The following is a 23,085-nucleotide window of genomic DNA, read 5'->3' as shown; positions in this document are numbered from 1 at the left end:
CGTTACTTGTCAGCAACCTTGACAGTGATATGGCAAGACCGCTTGACGATGCGATCAGCACGGCCTTTAGCACGTGGCATGATGCGCTTCAGCGAACGCCCTTCGTTGACGAAAACGGTGGAGACCTTGAGGTCATCAACGTCTGCGCCTTCGTTATGCTCGGCGTTGGCTACAGCCGACTCCAGCACTTTCTTCAGGATCTCGGCGGCTTTCTTACTGCTGAAAGCCAACAGGTTGAGCGCTTCGCCCACCTTCTTCCCGCGGATCTGGTCGGCGACCAAGCGGGCTTTCTGGGCGGAGATTCGAGCGCCCGACAACTTAGCGGCTACTTCCATCGTTCCTTACCCCTTAACGCTTGGCTTTCTTGTCTGCCACGTGCCCACGATATGTGCGGGTACCGGCAAACTCGCCTAGTTTATGGCCGACCATGTCTTCGTTCACGAGAACTGGAACATGCTGGCGACCGTTATGCACTGCAATGGTCAAACCGACCATTTGTGGCAGGATCATCGAACGACGCGACCAGGTCTTAACTGGTTTGCGATCGTTCTTTTCCGCCGCCACTTCGATCTTCTTCAGTAGGTGAAGATCAATAAAAGGACCTTTTTTCAGAGAACGTGGCACTGTCGTATCCCTCTATTTACTTGCGACGACGGACGATCATTTTGTCGGTACGCTTATTACCACGAGTCTTCGCGCCCTTAGTCGGGAAGCCCCACGGCGATACCGGATGACGACCACCAGAGGTACGACCTTCACCACCACCATGTGGGTGGTCAACCGGGTTCATGGCAACACCACGAACGGTTGGGCGAACGCCACGCCAGCGTTTGGCACCCGCTTTACCCAGCGAACGAAGGCTGTGCTCGGAGTTCGAGACTTCACCCAGCGTTGCACGGCACTCAGACAGTACTTTACGCATTTCACCGGAGCGAAGACGCAGGGTAACGTACACACCTTCACGAGCGATCAGCTGTGCCGAGGCACCAGCGGAACGAGCGATCTGTGCGCCTTTACCTGGCTTCAGTTCGATGCCGTGTACGGTGCTACCAACTGGAATGTTGCGCAGTTGAAGAGCGTTGCCCGGCTTGATTGGTGCCAGAGCACCTGCAATCAGCTGGTCGCCAGCACTTACGCCTTTAGGGGCGATGATGTAGCGGCGCTCGCCGTCTGCGTAAAGCAGCAGAGCAATGTGAGCAGTACGGTTTGGATCGTATTCGATACGCTCGACGGTGGCAGCGATGCCATCCTTGTCGTTGCGACGGAAGTCGACCAGACGATAATGCTGCTTATGGCCACCACCGATATGACGGGTAGTAATACGACCATTGTTGTTACGACCACCAGACTTCGATTTTTTCTCGAGCAGCGGTGCGTGAGGAGCGCCTTTATGCAGCTCCTGGTTGACCACCTTGACCACAAAACGGCGGCCAGGGGAAGTCGGTTTGCATTTAACGATTGCCATGATGCACCCCTTCCTTACTCAGCACTGCTGCTGAAATCGAGATCTTGGCCTGGCTGAAGGGAGATAACTGCCTTCTTCCAGTCATTACGCTTGCCCAGACCGCGAGCAGTGCGCTTGCTCTTACCCAGAACATTCAGGGTAGTAACACGCTCTACTTTCACGCTGAACAGGCTTTCGACGGCCTTCTTGATTTCCAGCTTGGTTGCGTCAGTAGCAACCTTGAAAACGAACTGACCTTTTTTGTCTGCAAGAACCGTAGCCTTCTCGGAAACGTGCGGGCCAAGCAGAACTTTAAATACGCGTTCCTGGTTCATCCCAGCAGCTCCTCGAATTTCTTCACGGCCGACACAGTGATCAACACTTTGTCGTATGCGATCAGACTAACTGGATCGGAACCTTGAACGTCACGTACATCAACGTGCGGCAGGTTACGAGCAGCCAGGTACAGATTCTGGTCAACAGCGTCAGACACGATCAGGACGTCAGTCAGGCCCATGCCAGTCAGCTTGTTCAGCAAATCTTTGGTTTTCGGTGCTTCAACAGCGAAGTCCTGAACCACGACCAAACGATCAGTACGAACCAGTTCAGCAAGGATGGAGCGCAGAGCAGCGCGATACATCTTCTTGTTGAGCTTCTGAGTGTGATCCTGAGGACGAGCCGCGAAAGTGGTACCGCCGCCACGCCAGATTGGGCTACGGATAGTACCGGCACGAGCACGGCCAGTACCTTTCTGACGCCAAGGGCGCTTACCGCCACCACGAACGTCGGAACGGGTCTTTTGCTGCTTGCTACCCTGACGACCGCCAGCCATGTAGGCCACGACTGCCTGGTGAACCAGCGTCTCGTTGAATTCGCCGCCAAATGTCAGTTCGGAAACTTCGATTGCCTGAGCGTCATTTACATTTAATTGCATGTCAGCTTCCCCTTAACCGCGAGCCTTGGCTGCCGGACGTACAACCAGGTTGCCGCCAGTAGCGCCAGGAACAGCACCCTTGACCAACAACAGATTGCGTTCAGCGTCCACGCGCACTACTTCCAGGGACTGCACGGTCACGCGCTCAGCGCCCATATGACCGGACATTTTTTTGCCCTTGAATACACGACCAGGAGTCTGGCACTGGCCGATAGAGCCTGGGACGCGGTGGGAGACGGAGTTACCGTGGGTATTGTCTTGACCACGGAAATTCCAACGCTTGATCGTACCCTGGAAGCCTTTACCCTTGGACTGACCGGTTACATCAACCAGTTGACCAGCGGCGAAGATTTCAGCGTTGATCTGATCGCCAGCCTGGTAGTCGCCTTCTTCAAGACGAAATTCCATGACGGTACGACCGGCGGCAACGTTCGCCTTAGCGAAGTGGCCAGCCTGAGCGGCTGTAACACGCGAAGCGCGACGCTCGCCGACAGTGACTTGCACTGCACGATAGCCATCGGTTTCTTCGGTTTTGAACTGAGTGACGCGATTCGGCTCGATCTCAATGACCGTGACCGGAATGGAGACACCTTCTTCGGTGAAAATACGGGTCATACCGCATTTACGACCGACTACACCAATAGTCATGTTGTAAACCTCATGAGTGTACGGGGCTTTCACCCGCTATGGCCGCCCATTTCAGAGCGTTACACGACTAAGACCCAAGTCTTAGCCGAGGCTGATCTGAACTTCCACACCGGCCGCAAGATCAAGCTTCATAAGCGCATCAACGGTTTTTTCCGTTGGCTGAACAATGTCCAGAACACGCTTGTGAGTACGGATCTCATACTGGTCGCGCGCGTCTTTGTTGACGTGCGGAGAAACCAGAACGGTGAACCGCTCTTTACGAGTCGGCAGTGGAATCGGACCACGCACCTGTGCACCAGTACGTTTCGCGGTTTCCACGATTTCCTGGGTTGATTGGTCGATCAGGCGATGGTCAAAAGCCTTCAACCTGATACGGATTTGCTGGTTTTGCATTGGATTCAGACTCCAGATTGCTGTTCCCACCGAGCGCAATACGCCCGTTAAAAGGAGGCGCAATTCTATAGACGACCTCACTAGGTGTCAACCCAATAAAAAAGCCCCCGCGTTGCGGGGGCTCTTTTTGGGAATCAACGCTTACGCGATGATTTTGGCCACGACGCCAGCGCCGACGGTACGACCGCCTTCACGGATTGCGAAACGCAGACCATCTTCCATTGCGATTGGCTTGATCAGGGTAACGGAAACTTTAACGTTATCACCTGGCATAACCATTTCTACGCCTTCCGGCAGTTCGCAGCTACCAGTTACGTCGGTAGTACGGAAGTAGAACTGTGGACGGTAGCCTTTGAAGAACGGAGTGTGACGACCGCCTTCTTCTTTGCTCAGAACGTAGATTTCAGCTTCGAACTGAGTGTGCGGCTTGACGGTGCCTGGCTTGACCAAAACCTGGCCACGCTCAACGTCGTCACGCTTGGTACCACGCAGCAGAACGCCGCAGTTCTCGCCAGCACGACCTTCGTCGAGCAGCTTACGGAACATTTCAACACCGGTGCAGGTGGTGACGGTAGTGTCACGCAGACCAACGATTTCCAGTGGATCCTGAACCTTGACGATACCGCGCTCAATACGACCAGTCACAACAGTACCGCGACCGGAGATCGAGAACACGTCTTCGATCGGCATCAGGAACGGCTTGTCGGTCAGACGAACTGGTTCTGGAATGTAGGAGTCCAGTGTTTCAACCAGTTTACGAACGGCAGTGGTGCCCATTTCGTTGTCGTCTTTACCTTCCAGAGCCATACGAGCAGAACCGATGATGATCGGAGTGTCGTCGCCTGGGAAGTCGTAAGTGCTCAGCAGATCGCGCACTTCCATCTCAACCAGTTCCAGCAGCTCAGCGTCGTCTACCAGGTCAGCCTTGTTCAGGAAAACCACGATGTACGGAACGCCAACCTGACGGGACAGCAGGATGTGCTCACGGGTTTGTGGCATCGGACCATCAGCGGCCGAACAAACCAGAATCGCGCCGTCCATCTGGGCAGCACCGGTGATCATGTTCTTCACGTAGTCAGCGTGACCCGGGCAGTCAACGTGAGCGTAGTGACGGATCAACGATTTGTATTCAACGTGCGCGGTATTAATGGTAATACCACGAGCTTTCTCTTCCGGTGCGCTGTCGATCTTGTCGAATTCAACAGCAGCCGAACCGAAAACTTCGGAGCAGACGCGAGTCAGAGCAGCGGTCAGCGTGGTTTTACCGTGGTCAACGTGACCAATGGTGCCAACGTTGACGTGCGGGAGGGAACGATCAAATTTTTCTTTAGCCACGACAAATAACTCCTAGCCTAAAGGCGCTGAATCAGCCTTGTTTTTTGGTTACAGTTTCGACGATGTGCGACGGAGCTGTATTGTATTTTTTGAATTCCATAGAGTAGCTTGCGCGACCCTGAGACATGGAGCGAACGTCGGTCGCATAACCGAACATCTCACCCAACGGAACCTCGGCACGAATTACCTTGCCGGAAACCGTATCTTCCATACCCAGAATCATGCCGCGACGGCGGTTAAGGTCGCCCATCACGTCACCCATATAGTCTTCAGGCGTAACAACCTCTACCGCCATGATCGGCTCAAGCAACTCACCACCGCCCTTCTGGGCCAGTTGCTTGGTCGCCATGGAGGCAGCCACCTTAAACGCCATCTCGTTCGAGTCGACGTCATGGTAGGAACCATCAAACACGGTAGCCTTCAGGCCGATCAGCGGATAGCCGGCAACAACGCCGTTCTTCATCTGCTCTTCGATACCCTTCTGGATAGCCGGGATGTATTCCTTGGGAACAACACCACCTACCACTTCGTTTACGAATTGCAGACCTTCCTGACCTTCGTCAGCAGGTGCAAAACGGATCCAGCAGTGACCGAACTGGCCACGACCGCCGGATTGACGAACGAACTTGCCTTCGATTTCACAATTCTTCGTGATGCGCTCACGATAGGAAACCTGAGGCTTGCCGATGTTGGCTTCGACGTTGAACTCACGGCGCATCCGGTCAACCAGGATGTCCAGGTGCAGCTCGCCCATGCCAGAGATGATCGTTTGACCAGTCTCTTCATCAGTCTTGACGCGGAAAGACGGGTCTTCCTGAGCAAGTTTGCCCAGTGCGATACCCATTTTTTCCTGGTCATCCTTGGTTTTAGGCTCAACGGCAACCGAAATAACCGGCTCCGGGAAGTCCATGCGAACCAGGATGATTGGCTTGTCAGCGTTGCACAAGGTCTCACCAGTGGTGACGTCCTTCATGCCGATCAAGGCCGCGATGTCACCAGCGCGTACTTCCTTGATCTCTTCGCGGGCGTTTGCGTGCATCTGCACCATACGACCCACACGCTCTTTCTTGCCCTTGACCGAGTTGATCACGCCGTCGCCGGATGCCAACACGCCCGAGTAAACGCGGACGAAAGTCAAGGTACCCACGAATGGGTCGGTAGCGATCTTGAACGCCAGAGCCGAGAACGGCTCGTTGTCGTCTGCATGACGCTCCATCAGGACTTCTTCGTTATCAGGATCGGAACCCTTGATAGCTGGAATGTCGGTCGGAGCCGGCAGGTAGTCGATCACGGCGTCGAGAACCAGGGGAACGCCCTTGTTCTTGAAGGAAGAACCGCAAACAGCAAGAACGATCTCGCCAGCGATAGTACGCTGACGCAGAGCGGCCTTGATTTCCTCGTTGGAGAGTTCCTCACCTTCGAGGTACTTGTTCATCAGCTCTTCGCTGGCTTCGGCCGCAGCCTCGACCATGTTGCTGCGCCATTCGTCAGCCAGTTCCTGCAGCTCAGCAGGAATAGGCTCACGACGTGGAACCATACCCTTGTCGGCATCGTTCCAGTAAACAGCTTCCATGGACATCAGATCGATCTGACCCTGGAAGTTGTCTTCGGCGCCAATGGCCAGCTGGATCGGCACCGGGGTGTGACCCAGGCGCTGCTTGATCTGAGCGATTACGCGCAGAAAGTTCGCACCTGCACGGTCCATCTTGTTCACGTAAACGATACGTGGAACACCGTACTTGTTGGCTTGACGCCATACGGTTTCGGACTGCGGCTCTACGCCGGAAGTACCACAGAACACAACGACCGCGCCGTCGAGTACACGCAGGGAACGCTCAACTTCAATGGTGAAGTCAACGTGGCCCGGGGTGTCAATAACGTTGAAACGGTATTGGTCTTTGTGTTGCTTCTCGGAACCCTGCCAGAAGGCAGTAATAGCAGCAGAAGTAATGGTAATACCACGCTCCTGCTCCTGAACCATCCAGTCCGTGGTCGCGGCGCCGTCATGCACCTCGCCCATTTTGTGGCTTTTGCCGGTGTAAAAAAGGACGCGCTCGGTGGTGGTGGTTTTACCAGCATCCACGTGAGCAACGATACCAATGTTACGGTAGCGGCCAATCGGAGTAGTACGAGCCATAAAGCCCTCGCAAAATTAGTGACGCTGAAATTAGAAGCGGTAGTGCGAGAAAGCCTTGTTGGCCTCAGCCATACGGTGCACGTCTTCACGCTTCTTGACCGCAGCACCTTTACCTTCGGCGGCGTCCAGCAGTTCGCCAGCCAAACGCAGCGCCATTGACTTCTCACCGCGCTTGCGCGCGAAGTCTACCAGCCAACGCATTGCCAGAGCATTACGACGGGACGGACGAACTTCGACAGGAACCTGGTAAGTAGCACCGCCTACACGGCGCGACTTTACTTCGACCAGCGGAGCGATGGCGTCGAGAGCTTTCTCGAAGATTTCCAGGGGGTCGCTGTTCTTACGTTCTTTAACCTTTTCCAGCGCGCCATAAACGATACGCTCGGCAACGGCTTTCTTGCCGCTTTCCATTACGTGGTTCATGAACTTGGCCAGAATCTGGCTGCCGTATTTTGGATCGTCAAGCACTTCGCGCTTGGCTGCTACGCGTCTTCTTGGCATGGATAAGCCCTCAAACGGTCTTCAGGTTAGCTCGGGACCACCATCCTGCGAGGGATGCGCCCGACCTTACTCTTATCGACTCAGAAAAATAGAAATCTGCAATTTCAAACAGAAGCCAAAAACTACTTAGGCTTCTTGGTACCGTATTTCGAGCGACCCTGGTTACGACCTTTAACGCCGGAAGTATCCAAAGAACCACGAACGGTGTGATAACGAACACCTGGCAAGTCTTTTACACGACCGCCACGGATCAGTACCACGCTGTGCTCTTGCAGGTTGTGACCTTCACCACCGATGTACGAGGAAACCTCGAAACCGTTGGTCAGGCGCACACGGCAGACTTTACGCAATGCCGAGTTAGGTTTTTTCGGCGTGGTGGTATACACACGAGTGCACACACCGCGACGTTGCGGGCAGTTCTGCAGCGCAGGTACGTCGGATTTCTCGACGATACGCTTACGCGGCTGACGTACCAGCTGGTTGATAGTTGCCATCTACTAGCTCCACTGTTGTCTTGCGACGCTATTGTCTTACAAGAAAAGCAAATGACAGGGCACAGGCCCCGCCAAATTTAGGGGTACAAGAGTCTAAAGAGGATCCCGCCCCCAGTCAAGACAAAGCCCCGACGTCCTCACCGGGCGAGGCAGCACGAAAGGTGCTGTCTGCCAGGTGAAAAATGCCGAGGCTCTGGTCTCAATTACCGCTGGAGTTCAACGCTTCCGTCAGAGCTGCTTCTACTTCGCTCGCGCTGACACGGGTCGGTTTGTCCATTTCACGACGACGCTTGCGCTCGCTGTGATAAGCCAGACCAGTACCGGCCGGGATCAGACGACCCACGACCACGTTTTCCTTCAGGCCGCGCAGGTAATCGCGCTTGCCGGTCACAGCCGCTTCGGTCAGTACGCGGGTTGTCTCTTGGAAGGAGGCCGCGGAGATGAACGACTCGGTGGACAGCGATGCCTTGGTGATACCCAGCAACACGCGAGTGAACTTGGAGACAAACTTGTCTTCCGTGCTCAAACGCTCGTTTTCTACCAGTACGTGAGTCAATTCCATCTGGTCGCCCTTGATGAAACTGGAATCGCCAGACTCGGCAATCTCAACCTTGCGCAGCATCTGACGCAGAATCGTCTCGATGTGCTTGTCGTTGATCTTCACGCCTTGCAGACGGTATACGTCCTGAATCTCGTTGACGATGTACTTGGCCAGCGCACTCACACCCAGCAGACGCAGAATGTCGTGTGGATCGCTCGGGCCGTCGGAGATAACTTCGCCGCGGTTCACTTGCTCGCCTTCGAAGACGTTCAGGTGACGCCACTTCGGAATCAGTTCCTCGTACGGATCGCTACCGTCGTTCGGGGTAATGACCAGACGGCGCTTGCCTTTGGTCTCTTTACCGAATGCGATGGTACCGCTGACTTCTGCAAGGATCGACGCCTCTTTCGGACGACGCGCTTCGAACAGGTCGGCAACACGCGGCAGACCACCGGTGATGTCACGAGTCTTCGAAGTTTCCTGCGGAATACGAGCGATAACATCACCGATCGCGATCTGCGCACCGTCAGCAACACCAACAAGGGCGTTGGCTGGCAGGAAGTACTGGGCCGGTACGTCAGTACCAGGCAGCAGCAGATCCTTGCCATCCAGACCGACCATCTTCACAGCAGGACGGATGTCCTTGCCGGCAGCCGGGCGGTCTTTGGCGTCGAGCACTTCAATGTTGGTCATACCGGTCAATTCGTCTGTCTGACGCTTGATCGTGATGCCTTCTTCCATGCCTACGTAGGTAACAGTACCTTTCATCTCGGTGACGATTGGGTGAGTGTGCGGATCCCACTTGGCCACGATAGAGCCAGCGTCGACCTTGTCGCCTTCCTTCACCGAAATCACTGCACCGTATGGCAGCTTGTAACGCTCACGCTCGCGACCGAAGTCATCTGCGATTGCCAGCTCACCGGAGCGGGATACCGCAACCAAGTGACCGTCAACACGCTCGACGTGCTTCAGGTTGTGCAGACGGACAGTACCGCCATTCTTCACCTGAACGCTGTCGGCTGCCGAGGTCCGGCTTGCCGCACCACCGATGTGGAACGTACGCATTGTCAGCTGGGTACCCGGCTCACCGATCGACTGTGCAGCGATTACGCCGACAGCTTCACCGATGTTGACCTGATGACCGCGTGCCAGGTCGCGACCGTAGCACTTGGCGCAGATGCCGTAGCGGGTTTCGCAGCTGATTGGCGAACGAACGATGACTTCGTCGATGCTGTTCAGCTCGATGAACTCGACCCACTTCTCGTCTACCAGCGTGCCAGCAGGCACGATGACATCTTCTGTGCCCGGCTTGAATACGTCACGGGCGATGACTCGACCCAGTACGCGCTCACCCAGCGGCTCCACAACGTCACCGCCTTCAATGTGCGGTGTCATCAGCAGACCGTGCTCGGTACCGCAGTCAACCTCGGTAACCACCAGATCCTGAGCGACGTCTACCAGACGGCGTGTCAGATAACCGGAGTTAGCGGTTTTCAGTGCGGTATCCGCAAGACCCTTACGAGCACCGTGAGTAGAGATGAAGTACTGAAGTACGCTCAAACCTTCACGGAAGTTCGCAGTGATCGGCGTTTCAATGATGGAGCCGTCAGGCTTGGCCATCAGACCACGCATACCGGCCAGCTGACGGATCTGGGCAGCAGAACCACGCGCCCCGGAGTCAGCCATCATGTACATCGAGTTGAAGGATTCCTGATCAACTTCGACGCCGTGACGGTCGATAACACGCTCTTTGGACAGGTTCGACATCATCGCTTTCGAGACTTCGTCGTTCGCCTTGGACCAAAGGTCGATTACCTTGTTGTACTTCTCGCCCTGGGTTACCAGGCCGGAGGCGTACTGACTTTCGATCTCTTTAACTTCTTCGGTAGCCGCGTCGATGATGCGAGCTTTTTCATCAGGGATAACGAAGTCGTTAACGCCGATGGAAACACCCGAAATGGTCGAGTAGGCAAAACCGGTGTACATCAACTGGTCAGCGAAGATAACGGTCTCTTTCAGGCCAACCACGCGATAGCACTGGTTGATCAGCTTGGAGATCGCCTTCTTCTTCATCGGCTGGTTGACAACGTCGTAGGACAGGCCGGCCGGAACCACCTGGAACAGCAGCGCACGGCCGACAGTGGTGTCGACGATACGGGTGTTCTTGACGCTGCCACCATCACGGTCGTTGACCGTTTCGTGGATACGAACCTTGACCTTGGCGTGCAGAGCCGCTTCGCCGGCGCGGAATACGCGGTCGACTTCCTGCAGATCCGCAAATACACGACCTTCGCCCTTGGCGTTAATCGCTTCGCGGGTCATGTAGTACAGACCCAGTACAACGTCCTGCGAAGGAACGATGATTGGCTCACCGTTGGCTGGCGACAGAATGTTGTTGGTCGACATCATCAGTGCACGGGCTTCGAGCTGAGCTTCCAGCGTCAGAGGCACGTGAACGGCCATCTGGTCACCGTCGAAGTCGGCGTTGTACGCAGCACAGACCAGCGGGTGCAGCTGAATAGCCTTACCTTCGATCAGTACCGGTTCAAACGCCTGGATGCCCAGACGGTGAAGCGTTGGCGCACGGTTCAGAAGCACTGGGTGTTCGCGAATCACTTCAGCGAGAACGTCCCAGACCTCTGGCAGCTCGCGCTCGACCATCTTCTTGGCAGCTTTGATGGTCGTGGCCAGGCCACGCATTTCCAGCTTGCCGAAAATGAACGGCTTGAACAGCTCGAGAGCCATCTTCTTCGGCAGACCGCACTGGTGCAGACGCAGGGTCGGACCTACGGTAATTACCGAACGACCCGAGTAGTCAACACGCTTACCGAGCAAGTTCTGACGGAAACGACCCTGTTTACCCTTGATCATGTCAGCCAGGGATTTCAGAGGACGCTTGTTGGAACCTGTGATCGCACGACCGCGACGGCCGTTGTCGAGCAGTGCATCGACCGCTTCCTGCAGCATGCGCTTTTCGTTGCGCACGATGATATCGGGAGCGGACAGATCCAGCAGGCGCTTCAGACGGTTGTTACGGTTGATCACTCGACGATACAGGTCGTTGAGGTCGGACGTCGCGAAACGGCCACCGTCAAGCGGAACCAGAGGACGCAGATCTGGCGGCAGAACCGGCAGAACGGTCAGCACCATCCACTCAGGGAGGTTGCCGGAACCCTGGAAGGCTTCCATCAATTTCAGACGCTTGGACAGCTTCTTGATTTTGGTTTCGGAATTGGTTTGCGGAATTTCTTCGCGCAGGCGGCCAATTTCGTGCTCCAGGTCAATAGCGTGCAGCAGCTCGCGGACAGCCTCGGCACCCATGCGGGCATCGAAGTCGTCACCGAACTCTTCAAGCGCTTCGAAGTACTGCTCGTCGTTCAGCAGCTGACCTTTTTCAAGGGTAGTCATGCCTGGATCGATAACGACATAGCTCTCGAAGTAGAGAACACGTTCGATATCACGCAGGGTCATGTCCATCAGCAAACCGATACGGGACGGCAGCGATTTCAGGAACCAGATGTGAGCAACCGGCGAAGCCAGCTCGATGTGAGCCATGCGCTCGCGACGAACCTTGGCCAGTGCTACTTCAACACCGCATTTTTCGCAGATGACACCACGGTGCTTCAGGCGCTTGTACTTACCGCACAGGCACTCGTAATCTTTTACCGGGCCAAAGATCTTGGCGCAGAACAGACCGTCACGCTCAGGCTTGAACGTACGGTAGTTGATGGTTTCCGGCTTTTTAACTTCACCGAACGACCAAGAGCGGATCATCTCAGGCGATGCAAGTCCGATACGGATTGCGTCGAACTCTTCGACTTGACCCTGGTTTTTCAGCAAATTCAGTAGGTCTTTCAAGGCTTTTCCTCCTGGCGGAGCAGGGAGCAGGCAATACCGCCCTGCCCCCGATTCGCGTCACGTGTTATTCGGTTTCCAGATCGATATCGATACCGAGCGAACGGATTTCTTTGATCAACACGTTGAAAGACTCGGGCATGCCCGGCTCCATACGGTGATCGCCGTCCACGATGTTTTTGTACATCTTGGTACGACCGTTCACATCGTCCGACTTCACTGTGAGCATTTCCTGCAGAGTGTACGCCGCGCCGTATGCTTCCAGCGCCCACACTTCCATCTCCCCGAAACGCTGACCACCGAACTGTGCCTTACCACCCAGCGGCTGCTGGGTAACCAGGCTGTACGAACCAGTGGAACGCGCGTGCATCTTGTCGTCCACCAAGTGGTTCAGCTTCAGCATGTACATGTAGCCAACCGTTACAGCACGTTCAAACTTGTTGCCGGTACGACCGTCGAACAGCTGCATCTGGCCGCTTTCCGGCATATCTGCCAGCTTGAGCATTGCCTTGATTTCGCTTTCCTTGGCACCGTCGAAAACCGGGGTAGCCATCGGTACGCCGTTACGCAGGTTCTTCGCGAGGTCCAGAATCTCGTTGTCGGAGAGGTCTTCCAGAGACTCCTGACGACCGCCGATTTCGTTATAGATCTCGTTGAGGAACTTGCGCAGCTCAGCAACCTTACGCTGCTCTTCGAGCATGCGGTTGATCTTCTCGCCCAGACCTTTGGCCGCGAGGCCCAGGTGGGTTTCGAGAATCTGACCAACGTTCATACGCGAAGGTACGCCCAGCGGGTTGAGGACGATATCGACCGGCGTGCCATTGGCATCGTGCGGCATGTCTTCAACCGGCATGATCACAGAGACCACACCCTTGTTACCGTGACGACCGGCCATCTTGTCGCCCGGCTGGATGCGGCGACGGATTGCCAGGTAGACCTTGACGATTTTCAGAACGCCTGGAGCAAGGTCATCGCCCTGCTGCAGTTTGCGTTTCTTGTCTTCGAACTTGTCATCCAGAAGACGACGACGGTCAACGATGTAAGCCTGAGCCTTTTCGAGCTGCTCGTTGAGAGCATCTTCAGCCATGCGCAGCTTGAACCACTGACCATGCTCAAGACCGTCGAGCACTTCGTTGGTGATCTCCTGGCCCTTCTTGAGGCCAGCGCCGCCTTCAGCTACACGACCCACCAGCGCAGAGCGCAGACGTTCGAAAGTAGCGCCTTCGACAATACGGAACTCTTCGTTCAGATCCTTGCGGATCTCGTCGAGTTGCGACTTCTCGATGGACAGGGCACGCGCATCACGCTCGACACCATCACGGGTGAAGACCTGAACGTCAATGACAGTACCTTTGGTACCGGTTGGTACACGCAGGGAGGTGTCTTTAACGTCGCTGGCTTTCTCACCGAAGATCGCGCGCAACAGTTTTTCTTCCGGTGTCAGCTGGGTCTCGCCTTTCGGAGTGACCTTACCGACCAGGATGTCGCCGGCGCCGACTTCGGCACCTACATAAACGATACCCGCTTCGTCCAGCTTGTTCAGAGCAGCTTCACCCACGTTAGGGATGTCAGCTGTGATTTCCTCTGGCCCAAGCTTGGTGTCACGTGCCACACAGGTCAGTTCCTGAATGTGGATCGTGGTGAAGCGGTCTTCCTGAACAACACGCTCAGAAAGACAGATGGAGTCTTCGAAGTTGAAACCGTTCCAGGCCATGAACGCGATGCGCATGTTCTGACCCAGCGCCAGTTCACCCATATCGGTGGACGGGCCGTCGGCCATGATGTCGCTACGCTGAACACGGTCACCCTTGCTGACCAGCGGACGCTGGTTGATGCAGGTGTTCTGGTTCGAACGGGTGTATTTGGTCAGGTTGTAGATGTCTACACCCGCCTCACCTGTTTCAACTTCATCATCGGCAACGCGGACAACGATACGGCTGGCGTCAACCGAGTCGATCACACCACCACGACGAGCCACGACGCAAACGCCGGAGTCGCGAGCAACGTTGCGCTCCATGCCAGTACCTACCAGCGGCTTGTCGGCACGCAGAGTAGGAACAGCCTGACGCTGCATGTTCGAACCCATCAACGCACGGTTGGCGTCATCGTGCTCGAGGAACGGAATCAGCGATGCAGCTACCGAGACAACCTGCTTGGGCGAAACGTCCATGAGGGTGACATCGGCTGGCGCCTTGACGGTGAATTCGTTCAAGTGACGCACAGCAACCAGCTCGTCGATCAGCTCTTGCTTGTCGTTCATTGCGGCCGAAGCCTGAGCAATGACGTGGTCCGCTTCTTCGATCGCCGAAAGGAAGACGATCTCTTCGGTGACCAGACCTTCCTTGACCACACGGTACGGACTCTCGAGGAAGCCGTACTGGTTGGTGCGGGCATAGGCCGCCAGGGAGTTGATCAGACCGATGTTCGGACCTTCAGGCGTCTCGATCGGGCACACACGGCCGTAGTGAGTCGGGTGAACGTCTCGAACTTCAAAGCCGGCGCGCTCACGCGTCAGACCGCCAGGGCCGAGCGCGGAAACACGACGCTTGTGCGTGATCTCGGACAGCGGGTTGTTCTGGTCCATGAACTGGGACAGCTGGCTGGAACCGAAGAACTCTTTGACCGCCGCCGCAACAGGTTTGGCGTTGATCAGGTCCTGAGGCATCAGGCCTTCGCTTTCTGCCATGGACAGACGTTCTTTGACAGCGCGCTCGACACGGACCAGACCTACACGGAACTGGTTCTCGGCCATCTCGCCAACGCAACGAACGCGACGGTTACCGAGGTGGTCGATGTCATCGACGATGCCTTTGCCGTTACGGATATCAACGAGGGTCTTGAGGACCGCTACGATGTCTTCCTTGCACAGCACGCCCGAGCCTTCGATTTCAGTACGACCGATACGACGGTTGAACTTCATCCGGCCTACAGCAGACAGGTCGTAACGCTCAGGACTGAAGAACAGGTTGTTGAACAGTGTCTCAGCGGCATCCTTGGTTGGCGGCTCGCCAGGACGCATCATTCGATAGATCTCGACCAGCGCTTCCAGTTGGTTGCTGGTGGAGTCGATCTTCAGTGTGTCGGAGACGAACGGACCGCAGTCGATGTCGTTGGTGTACAACGTTTCGATGCGAACAACCTGAGCCTTGGCGATCTTGGCCAGGATTTCAGTGTTCAGTTCGGTGTTGCACTCGGCAATGATCTCACCGGTTGCCGGATGCACGATGACCTTGGCTGTAGTGCGACCCAGGACGTAGTCCAGAGGCACTTCCAGCTCTTTGATCCCGGCCTTTTCCAGCTGGTTGATGTGACGGGCAGTGATACGACGACCCTGCTCGACAATGACCTTGCCCTTGTCGTCCAGGATATCCAGAACGGCAATTTCACCACGCAGGCGCTGAGGCACCAGTTCCAGGCTCAGGTTTTCGCCGCGCACATGGAATACGTTGGTGGTGTAGAAAGCATCAAGCACTTGCTCGGTGGTGTAACCCAGAGCGCGCAGAAGTACGGACGCAGGCAGCTTGCGACGACGGTCGATACGGACGAATACGCAGTCTTTCGGATCGAACTCGAAGTCCAGCCACGAACCGCGGTAAGGAATGATACGAGCGGAGTACAGCAGCTTGCCGGAGCTGTGCGTCTTGCCACGGTCGTGGTCGAAGAATACGCCAGGCGAACGGTGAAGCTGAGACACGATAACGCGCTCGGTGCCATTGATTACAAAGGTACCGTTCTCAGTCATCAGGGGGATTTCACCCATGTAGACTTCTTGCTCTTTGATGTCCTTGATCGCTTTGTTCGACGATTCTTTGTCGAAAATGATCAGACGGACCTTGACTCGCAGAGGTACTGCGTAAGTCACACCGCGCAGCACGCATTCCTTGACATCAAATGCCGGTTCGCCCAAGCGATAACCTACATACTCCAGCGCAGCATTGCCGGAGTAGCTGATGATCGGGAAAACGGATTTGAAGGCTGCATGCAGACCGACGTCGCGGAACTGATCTTTGGTCGCTCCCGCCTGCAGGAATTCGCGATACGAATCCAGCTGGATGGCCAAGAGATACGGCACATCCATTACGTCCGGCAACTTGCTAAAGTCCTTGCGGATACGTTTTTTCTCAGTATATGAGTAAGCCATCAGCGTTCCCCAGCTTGGTCACCTGCTTGTTTGGCTCCCTCCCGACGGAAGCAGCCAGAAAATCTTGCAAACCCCTTGGTTTGCGCCACCGCCATCGGTGGATGCCACACGTTACAGACGTTGACAGCGCCAATCGTCTATAACGGAAAAAGGCCGGTGGCAAAAGCCACCAGCCATCAGCCTTTCGCTAAACGCGTGGGCTGGACACTCAAAATCGATGCTTATTTCAGCTCGACTTTAGCGCCTGCTTCTTCCAGGGTAGCTTTTGCTTTGTCAGCTGCGTCTTTCGACACTGCTTCCAGAACCTGGGCAGGAGCGCCGTCAACTACAGCCTTGGCTTCTTTCAGGCCCAGACCGGTCAGTTCACGAACTGCCTTGATCACGTTTACTTTCTTCTCGCCAGCTTCCAGCAGCATGACGTTGAATTCAGTTTGTTCTTCAACAACAGCAGCTGCAGCAGCAGGACCAGCAGAGCCAGCAGCAGCAGTAACGCCGAACTTCTCTTCGAAAGCCTTGATCAGCTCTACAACCTGCAGAACGGACATTTCAGCTACGGCGTTAAGGATATCGTCTTGAGAGATGGACATGACTCAATTTCCTGAATTGGGGGACGGCCTACGCGACCATCAAAATAAACAAAAATACGCGAAAAGATCTGACTCAGCCTTAGGCTGCAGCTGCTTCTTTTTGGTCGCGAACAGCCGCCAGAGTACGAGCCAACTTGCTGGTAGCGCCTTGAATCACGCTCATCAGCTGAGAAATTGCTTCGTCACGGGTCGGCAGGCTTGCCAGTACATCGATCTGATTAGCTGCGAGGAACTTGCCCTCGAACGCAGCTGCCTTGATCTCGAACTTGTCCTGACCTTTAGCGAATTCCTTGAACAAACGGGCAGCAGCGCCAGGATGTTCATTGGAGAACGCGATCAAGGTCGGGCCAGTGAACACGTCGTTGAGGACACTGAATTCAGTGTCAGCAACAGCGCGCTTGAGCAGGGTGTTACGTACAACACGTACGTAAACGCCAGCTTCACGAGCCTCTTTACGGAGTCCGGTCATTGCGCCAACCGTCACGCCACGGGCATCAGCCACGACAGCGGACAGACCAGCTTTGGCAGCCTCGTTGACTTCAGCGACGATGGCCTTCTTGTCTTCGAGTTTAATTGCCACGGGTTTAACTCCTGCTTGTTACCGTTTCATCCGACCGAAGCCAGATGTCGTTTTGGTGTCTGATTCGGTAAGGAACCGGGAGCACCATCTGCGTAGGCTTGTGGTTTAAGACTTGCGTCGCCTACGGTCTTGGATAGCCCCCGCCAGGCAGGGACCCCAATCTTTCAAATGGTACGGCATCAATCACCGTACCATTTTGTCTCACGCTTCCAACGAACCCTGGTCGATGACCAGGCCTGGGCCCATAGTGGTGCTCAGGGTGATGCGCTTGACGTAAATACCTTTCGAAGAAGCAGGCTTGATACGCTTCAGATCAGCGATCAGGGCTTCAACGTTTTCCTTCAGCTTGACAGCGTCGAAACCGACCTTGCCAACGGAAGTGTGGATGATGCCGTTTTTGTCGGTACGATAACGAACCTGACCAGCCTTGGCGTTCTTGACGGCGTTAGCAACGTCAGGAGTAACAGTGCCGACTTTCGGGTTTGGCATCAGACCGCGAGGACCGAGAACCTGACCCAGCTGACCCACAACGCGCATTGCGTCAGGGGAAGCGATAACAACGTCATAGTTCAGATCGCCAGCTTTCATTTCAGCGGCCAGATCGTCCATACCAACGCGGTCAGCACCGGCAGCCAGAGCAGCTTCAGCAGCAGGACCCTGGGTGAAAACTGCAACGCGTACAGTCTTACCGGTACCGTGTGGCAGTACAGTAGCGCTACGTACAACCTGGTCGGATTTACGAGGATCGACACCCAGGTTAACAGCAACGTCTACAGACTCGCTGAACTTGACAGTCGACAGCTCGGTCAGCAGAGCAGCAGCGTCTACGAAGTTGTAGGATTTACCAGCTTCGATCTTGCTGGCGATTGCCTTTTGACGCTTGGTCAGCTTAGCCATTACACACCCTCCACGTTAAGGCCCATGCTACGAGCGGAACCGGCGATGGTACGCACGGCCGCTTCCATGTCAGCTGCAGTCAGATCCGCATTTTTTGCTTTAGCGATATCTTCCAGCTGAGCACGAGTCACGGTGCCAACTTTAACGGTGTTCGGGCGAGCCGAGCCGCTGGTCAAGCCTGCAGCTTTCTTCAGCAGAACCGATGCAGGGGTACTTTTTGTTTCGAAAGTGAAGCTACGGTCGCTGTATACAGTGATGATCACTGGTGTCGGCAAGCCTGGCTCAATACCCTGAGTACGGGCGTTGAACGCTTTGCAGAATTCCATGATGTTCACACCGTGCTGACCCAGAGCAGGACCAACTGGCGGGCTTGGGTTAGCCTGAGCGGCTTTCACTTGCAGCTTGATGTATGCGGTTATCTTCTTGGCCATGAGGCACTCCAATTACGGGTTCAAGCGCCAACAAAGGCTCCCCGGTTACTTACGCGTATATCCCAGTGACGAAAAAACCCCACAGCCTTGGGCTGCGGGGTATGGGATTCCAGCTCAGTTATGCCTTTTCGACCTGACTGAACTCCAGCTCTACCGGAGTAGAGCGTCCGAAAATGAGCACCGCCACTTGAATCCGGCTCTTTTCGTAGTTAACTTCTTCGACCGTGCCATTGAAATCAGCGAACGGACCGTCGGTGACACGAACGACTTCACCTGGCTCGAACAGCGTCTTCGGCTTCGGCTTGTCGCTACCATCAGCGACACGACGCAGAATCGCTTCTGCCTCTTTATCAGTGATGGGAGCAGGCTTGTCAGCGGTACCGCCGATGAAGCCCATGACACGCGGGGTGTCCTTGACCAAGTGCCAAGTACCCTCATTCATGTCCATCTGAACAAGCACATAACCTGGGAAGAACTTGCGTTCGCTTTTGCGCTTCTGGCCATTACGCATTTCAACCACTTCTTCAGTGGGAACCAGAATTTCGCCGAAGCCATCTTCCATGCCTGCCAGCTTCACACGCTCGATCAACGAGCGCATGACATGCTTCTCGTAACCCGAGTAAGCATGCACTACGTACCAACGCTTAGCCACGGGACACCCTTAGCCAACTATCAAGGAAACAAGCCAGCCGAGCAGGGAATCGAGCCCCCACAACAGCAACGCCATAACCAGCACAACAGCCACAACGATCAACGTGGTTTGAGTGGTTTCTTGGCGAGTAGGCCATACGACTTTACGGATCTCGGCACGGGCCTCTTTCGCCAAAACGAAGAAAGCCTTACCTTTGCCTGTCTGCAGCGCTACAAATGCAGCGGCTGCGGCAATCACAAGGAGAGCGAGAACGCGATACAGGATCGGCTCAGCAGAATAATACTGATTACCGACAACACCCACGACAACCAAAACGACTACCAGGAGCCACTTCAGCATATCAAAGCGAGAGTCTGATGCTTCAGCCTTGGGATTCATCTACGGAGATCCTGTGAAAAGAAAGCCAGATTACATCTAGGGAATCTGGCAGGTCAGGAGGGAATCGAACCCCCAACCTACGGTTTTGGAGACCGTCGCTCTGCCAATTGAGCTACTGACCTAAAAGCAAAATCAGGCCGACCATTATGCGGACCTGACAAGAGTTTTTCAACACCTTATTCGGAGAGCACCAAACAGGCGACGCCCTCCGAATAAGCTTTAGACGGCGCACGCAGCGCGGAACCGCCTAAAACAAAGGCAGATATTTTCATATCTGCCTTTATCAATGGAGCTCTTGAGCGGATTTGAACCGCTGACCTCACCCTTACCAAGGGTGTGCTCTACCAACTGAGCTACAAGAGCAAAACACTATGCATGAACCACAAGCCTGGAGCGGGTAGCGGGAATCGAACCCGCATCATCAGCTTGGAAGGCTGAGGTTCTACCACTAAACTATACCCGCACAACTTGCAGCTCGCGCTAAATCTGGTGGAGGGGGAAGGATTCGAACCTTCGAAGTCGTAGACGTCAGATTTACAGTCTGATCCCTTTGGCCGCTCGGGAACCCCTCCTAAGCGAGGCAGCATTCTCAACTCATGCTACCCTTCTGTCAACCTTTTTCTCAGTAAAAACCTGAGGTTACATGCGTTGACTACTACCACTTCGTTCGTGAGACTTTCACCTCACTGCGAAGCGGGCGCCATTCTATGTAAACTAATCAGCAGTTGCAATGCCCTCGCACGACATTATTTGATTTTTTAATTGCGGGAAATCCTGACTCAGCTGGCTGATCAAGCCTGCTTCGACAAGGCGTCGACTTTCCGGCGCAATTTTCAGCCAGTAGGCGGTCGACCCGCTCGTTTGCACTGACTGATATTGAGACTGGATATCCAGGCTGTTCAATCGCTGCTCTACCAGGCGCGCGTCCTCTTGCCTGGCAAAGCCACCAACGTACAGGCATTTAGTGTCAGGATCGTGGGACGCCCGGCCAGCATCCGATTCGCTGAGCAGACGGATATCCTGCTGAGAAGCACGGTGCAACGACAAGGGCATGACCTCCTTGGCCCTGAGCGGAGCCTCCTGCTGATGCCAGATGTAATAAAAGGCATTAAGCATCAACAGCAGAAGAAATAACCAACGCATAAAGACCTCAACGCAAAGGGCAGGCGAGAGCCAGCCCCACGAAGACCAGATCAGGAACAATTCGGGCTCCTGGCAGCACATCCGCAACCAGAGCAGCGTCACCGCCCGTCACAAAAATAGCAAAGTCGTCCCCCCAATGCCCACGAGCTATCTCGACCTGAGTCACTGCAAACCCCCGAAGCATCAGCGAGCAGCCGCGCTCTACCGCTTCTGCGGTCGCCCGCCCGGGAACTAGACGAACCAACGCCCTTTCCGCCTCTGTGTCGTCATACCTGATGCGACGAGTATGGGTGCGCAACTGATTGCGCATCAAGGGCATCCCAGGACAGATGAAGCCACCAAGATGCGCGCCGCCGGCGTCGACGAAATCAGATGTCACGGCAGTGCCCAGATCAATCACCAGGCATGCACGTTTGACAAGATGGTACGCACCTACAAAAGCCAGCCAGCGATCCAGGCCGAGACGTTCGAAATCGTCATAGCCATTGATCACCCCTCCCAGCTCGCGGGCAGGCACTGCGCAGACGGGGGCAACCGAGAACGCATCAGCCAGGACAGCAACCAGACGCGCCGTTTCTTCGGCGCTGCGGACACTTACCAGACGGCAGTCGCTGAACGTTGTGTCAGGTAGATTACGCAGGTGCTCCAACAAGGCTGCGTCAGAGTCCACAACACCGCCGCTGACCACTGCTGCATCGCTTTTAGCGGTAATGCGCCACTTGATGAAGCTGTTGCCGCAATCGAGCTCAAGAATCATCTCGCAACCTCAGGCTCAGCTCACCACCACTAAAGCTTTTTTCCACACCATTGACCTCCAACCGCAGCGCTCCAAGTGAGTCGACCCCCAACACTACTCCCTCCACGACCTCCACCCCCGAGAGCAGCTTGACCGCAGCCCCCTGCCACAAGTGCCCACGCTCCCACTCCTTATGAAATGCTGCAAAGCCCTCCGTGCGATGAACCGCCATAAGAGCCTCAAGCTGGGTGCTTATACGAGCGGCGACCTGATTGCGATCAACCAGGCCGCCTGTCTCAAGCCTCATCGACGTCCATAGCTGATCCACCTCGCTGGAGGAACGCATGTTTACGTTCACCCCTATCCCGATGATCACATGACAAACGTCCGCCGGATCGCCAATCAGCTCGAGCAAAATGCCGGCGATCTTCTGCCTGCCAACAAGCACGTCGTTTGGCCACTTGAGGCCTGCGCCCTGGACGCCCATATCACGCAGGACATTCATCACCGCGAGCCCCACCAACAAGCTGAGGCCTTCCAGCTGACGCATCCCGCCATCGATGCGCAGGACCAGGCTGTAATACAGGTTTTCAGCAAAGGGACTTACCCACTTTCGACCACGTCGCCCTCTTCCGGAAGTCTGCTGCTCGGCCACCACCAGTACAGGCAGAGGAACGCCTTGAGCGATCAGGCGTGCGGCCTCAGCGTTGGTCGAGTCGATGGAATCGTAAGTGCGAACAGACCAGTTGGCAGGAAAGCCTGACTGTTCGATACCGCCAGGACTTAGAAGAGAAATAGGCGTCGCGAGTCTATAACCACGACCACGCACCTTGTGGACATCTATGCCCAGATCCGCTTCAAGCTGCTGGAGCTGCTTCCAGACAGCACTGCGACTTATGCCGAGGGCATCGCCCAATACCTGTCCGGAATGAAACGCACCATCGGCAAGAAGCTTTAACAAGGTCAGCATTTGGAATCGCCTGGCAATAAGGCACGCATCATAGCCACGCTGAGGCATGATGCATAGAAACGAAAACGTGTTTTCACGCTGGTTTTTGCAGGCACCAGACAAACAAAAACCCTCAACGCGTAAGCGAAGAGGGTTTCTGGAATTCAATCTTGACGATGACCTACTCTCACATGGGGAAACCCCACACTACCATCGGCGATACATCGTTTCACTACTGAGTTCGGGATGGGATCAGGTGGTTCCAATGCTCTATGGTCGTCAAGAAATTCGGGTACCGAATCGTGCCGT

The 23,085-nt window shown here is 55.2% G+C and carries 22 protein-coding genes, 4 tRNA genes and 1 rRNA gene; all 27 read right to left on the bottom strand.

What is annotated here, in order from left to right; translation table 11 throughout:
- Nucleotides 1-2: 2 nt before the first annotated feature.
- The 27 genes from rplV to rrf all read right to left on the bottom strand — a co-directional run bounded on the left by rplV (nucleotide 3) and on the right by rrf (nucleotide 23,060).
- Nucleotides 3-335, bottom strand: coding sequence for a 50S ribosomal protein L22 (gene rplV / locus BT119_RS15255; RefSeq protein ID WP_002555485.1), 333 nt, complete (start codon nucleotides 333-335; stop codon nucleotides 3-5).
- A gap of 13 nt (nucleotides 336-348) precedes the next feature.
- Complete coding sequence (gene rpsS, locus BT119_RS15250; RefSeq protein ID WP_002555486.1) at nucleotides 349-624, bottom strand: 30S ribosomal protein S19; 276 nt, start codon at nucleotides 622-624, stop codon at nucleotides 349-351.
- A gap of 16 nt (nucleotides 625-640) precedes the next feature.
- Nucleotides 641-1,465 (bottom strand): 50S ribosomal protein L2, encoded by an 825-nt coding sequence (gene rplB, locus BT119_RS15245; RefSeq protein ID WP_003317104.1) that lies wholly within the window; start codon nucleotides 1,463-1,465, stop codon nucleotides 641-643.
- A 14-nt stretch (nucleotides 1,466-1,479) separates the two neighbouring features.
- Nucleotides 1,480-1,779 carry a 50S ribosomal protein L23 gene (gene rplW, locus BT119_RS15240; RefSeq protein WP_002555488.1) on the bottom strand — a complete coding sequence of 100 codons (300 nt, stop codon included), beginning with the start codon at nucleotides 1,777-1,779 and terminating at the stop codon, nucleotides 1,480-1,482.
- Nucleotides 1,776-2,378 carry a 50S ribosomal protein L4 gene (rplD, locus tag BT119_RS15235; protein WP_002555489.1) on the bottom strand — a complete coding sequence of 201 codons (603 nt, stop codon included), beginning with the start codon at nucleotides 2,376-2,378 and terminating at the stop codon, nucleotides 1,776-1,778. Before rplD ends, rplW begins: the two co-directional genes overlap by 4 nt.
- A gap of 12 nt (nucleotides 2,379-2,390) precedes the next feature.
- On the bottom strand, nucleotides 2,391-3,026 hold the full coding sequence (gene rplC / locus BT119_RS15230; RefSeq protein ID WP_002555490.1) for a 50S ribosomal protein L3: 636 nt from the start codon (nucleotides 3,024-3,026) through the stop codon (nucleotides 2,391-2,393).
- An 81-nt stretch (nucleotides 3,027-3,107) separates the two neighbouring features.
- Nucleotides 3,108-3,419: a 30S ribosomal protein S10 gene (rpsJ, locus tag BT119_RS15225; RefSeq protein WP_002555491.1), complete on the bottom strand. Its 312-nt coding sequence runs from the start codon at nucleotides 3,417-3,419 to the stop codon at nucleotides 3,108-3,110.
- A 141-nt stretch (nucleotides 3,420-3,560) separates the two neighbouring features.
- Nucleotides 3,561-4,754, bottom strand: a complete 1,194-nt coding sequence (tuf, locus tag BT119_RS15220) for an elongation factor Tu (RefSeq protein WP_003369027.1) — start codon at nucleotides 4,752-4,754, stop codon at nucleotides 3,561-3,563.
- Nucleotides 4,755-4,785: 31 nt separating this feature from the next.
- Nucleotides 4,786-6,891 (bottom strand): elongation factor G, encoded by a 2,106-nt coding sequence (gene fusA, locus BT119_RS15215; protein ID WP_003369029.1) that lies wholly within the window; start codon nucleotides 6,889-6,891, stop codon nucleotides 4,786-4,788.
- Between the two features lie 30 nt (nucleotides 6,892-6,921).
- Nucleotides 6,922-7,392 (bottom strand): 30S ribosomal protein S7, encoded by a 471-nt coding sequence (rpsG, locus tag BT119_RS15210; protein WP_002555493.1) that lies wholly within the window; start codon nucleotides 7,390-7,392, stop codon nucleotides 6,922-6,924.
- 122 nt (nucleotides 7,393-7,514) lie between these two features.
- Nucleotides 7,515-7,886: a 30S ribosomal protein S12 gene (gene rpsL, locus BT119_RS15205; RefSeq protein WP_002555494.1), complete on the bottom strand. Its 372-nt coding sequence runs from the start codon at nucleotides 7,884-7,886 to the stop codon at nucleotides 7,515-7,517.
- A 199-nt stretch (nucleotides 7,887-8,085) separates the two neighbouring features.
- The gene (gene rpoC, locus BT119_RS15200) at nucleotides 8,086-12,285 is read right to left on the bottom strand and encodes a DNA-directed RNA polymerase subunit beta' (RefSeq protein ID WP_003431814.1); all 4,200 of its coding nucleotides are present in this window, start codon (nucleotides 12,283-12,285) and stop codon (nucleotides 8,086-8,088) included.
- Between the two features lie 64 nt (nucleotides 12,286-12,349).
- Entirely contained in the window at nucleotides 12,350-16,423 is a 4,074-nt protein-coding gene (rpoB, locus tag BT119_RS15195) for a DNA-directed RNA polymerase subunit beta (RefSeq protein ID WP_003431815.1), read from the bottom strand.
- A 221-nt stretch (nucleotides 16,424-16,644) separates the two neighbouring features.
- The gene (gene rplL / locus BT119_RS15190) at nucleotides 16,645-17,010 is read right to left on the bottom strand and encodes a 50S ribosomal protein L7/L12 (RefSeq protein WP_003317111.1); all 366 of its coding nucleotides are present in this window, start codon (nucleotides 17,008-17,010) and stop codon (nucleotides 16,645-16,647) included.
- Between the two features lie 79 nt (nucleotides 17,011-17,089).
- Complete coding sequence (gene rplJ / locus BT119_RS15185; protein WP_003431816.1) at nucleotides 17,090-17,590, bottom strand: 50S ribosomal protein L10; 501 nt, start codon at nucleotides 17,588-17,590, stop codon at nucleotides 17,090-17,092.
- Between the two features lie 201 nt (nucleotides 17,591-17,791).
- Nucleotides 17,792-18,487, bottom strand: coding sequence for a 50S ribosomal protein L1 (gene rplA / locus BT119_RS15180; protein ID WP_002555499.1), 696 nt, complete (start codon nucleotides 18,485-18,487; stop codon nucleotides 17,792-17,794).
- Nucleotides 18,487-18,918, bottom strand: a complete 432-nt coding sequence (rplK, locus tag BT119_RS15175; protein WP_002555500.1) for a 50S ribosomal protein L11 — start codon at nucleotides 18,916-18,918, stop codon at nucleotides 18,487-18,489. Before rplK ends, rplA begins: the two co-directional genes overlap by 1 nt.
- A gap of 118 nt (nucleotides 18,919-19,036) precedes the next feature.
- Nucleotides 19,037-19,570, bottom strand: coding sequence for a transcription termination/antitermination protein NusG (nusG, locus tag BT119_RS15170; protein WP_002555501.1), 534 nt, complete (start codon nucleotides 19,568-19,570; stop codon nucleotides 19,037-19,039).
- Between the two features lie 9 nt (nucleotides 19,571-19,579).
- Entirely contained in the window at nucleotides 19,580-19,948 is a 369-nt protein-coding gene (gene secE, locus BT119_RS15165) for a preprotein translocase subunit SecE (protein ID WP_002555502.1), read from the bottom strand.
- A gap of 46 nt (nucleotides 19,949-19,994) precedes the next feature.
- A tRNA-Trp gene (locus BT119_RS15160) sits at nucleotides 19,995-20,070 on the bottom strand.
- Nucleotides 20,071-20,235: 165 nt separating this feature from the next.
- Nucleotides 20,236-20,311 (bottom strand) — tRNA-Thr (locus BT119_RS15155).
- A 26-nt stretch (nucleotides 20,312-20,337) separates the two neighbouring features.
- A tRNA-Gly gene (locus tag BT119_RS15150) sits at nucleotides 20,338-20,411 on the bottom strand.
- Nucleotides 20,412-20,435: 24 nt separating this feature from the next.
- A tRNA-Tyr gene (locus tag BT119_RS15145) sits at nucleotides 20,436-20,520 on the bottom strand.
- Nucleotides 20,521-20,662: 142 nt separating this feature from the next.
- The gene (locus BT119_RS15140; protein ID WP_003369046.1) at nucleotides 20,663-21,091 is read right to left on the bottom strand and encodes a hypothetical protein; all 429 of its coding nucleotides are present in this window, start codon (nucleotides 21,089-21,091) and stop codon (nucleotides 20,663-20,665) included.
- Between the two features lie 7 nt (nucleotides 21,092-21,098).
- Nucleotides 21,099-21,848, bottom strand: a complete 750-nt coding sequence (locus BT119_RS15135) for a pantothenate kinase (RefSeq protein WP_072366257.1) — start codon at nucleotides 21,846-21,848, stop codon at nucleotides 21,099-21,101.
- On the bottom strand, nucleotides 21,838-22,797 hold the full coding sequence (gene birA / locus BT119_RS15130; protein ID WP_175550586.1) for a bifunctional biotin--[acetyl-CoA-carboxylase] ligase/biotin operon repressor BirA: 960 nt from the start codon (nucleotides 22,795-22,797) through the stop codon (nucleotides 21,838-21,840). The genes BT119_RS15135 and birA overlap by 11 nt, the downstream gene beginning before the upstream one ends.
- A 147-nt stretch (nucleotides 22,798-22,944) precedes the next feature.
- A 5S ribosomal RNA gene (gene rrf / locus BT119_RS15125) occupies nucleotides 22,945-23,060 on the bottom strand.
- Nucleotides 23,061-23,085: the final 25 nt, after the last annotated feature.

The sequence above is a fragment of the Pseudomonas sp. NFACC10-1 genome, from assembly GCF_900119195.1.
Classification (GTDB): domain Bacteria; phylum Pseudomonadota; class Gammaproteobacteria; order Pseudomonadales; family Pseudomonadaceae; genus Aquipseudomonas; species Aquipseudomonas cerasi.
The sequence above is the reverse complement of the archived record's forward strand: the minus strand, read 5'-3'. Positions and strand labels throughout refer to the sequence as shown.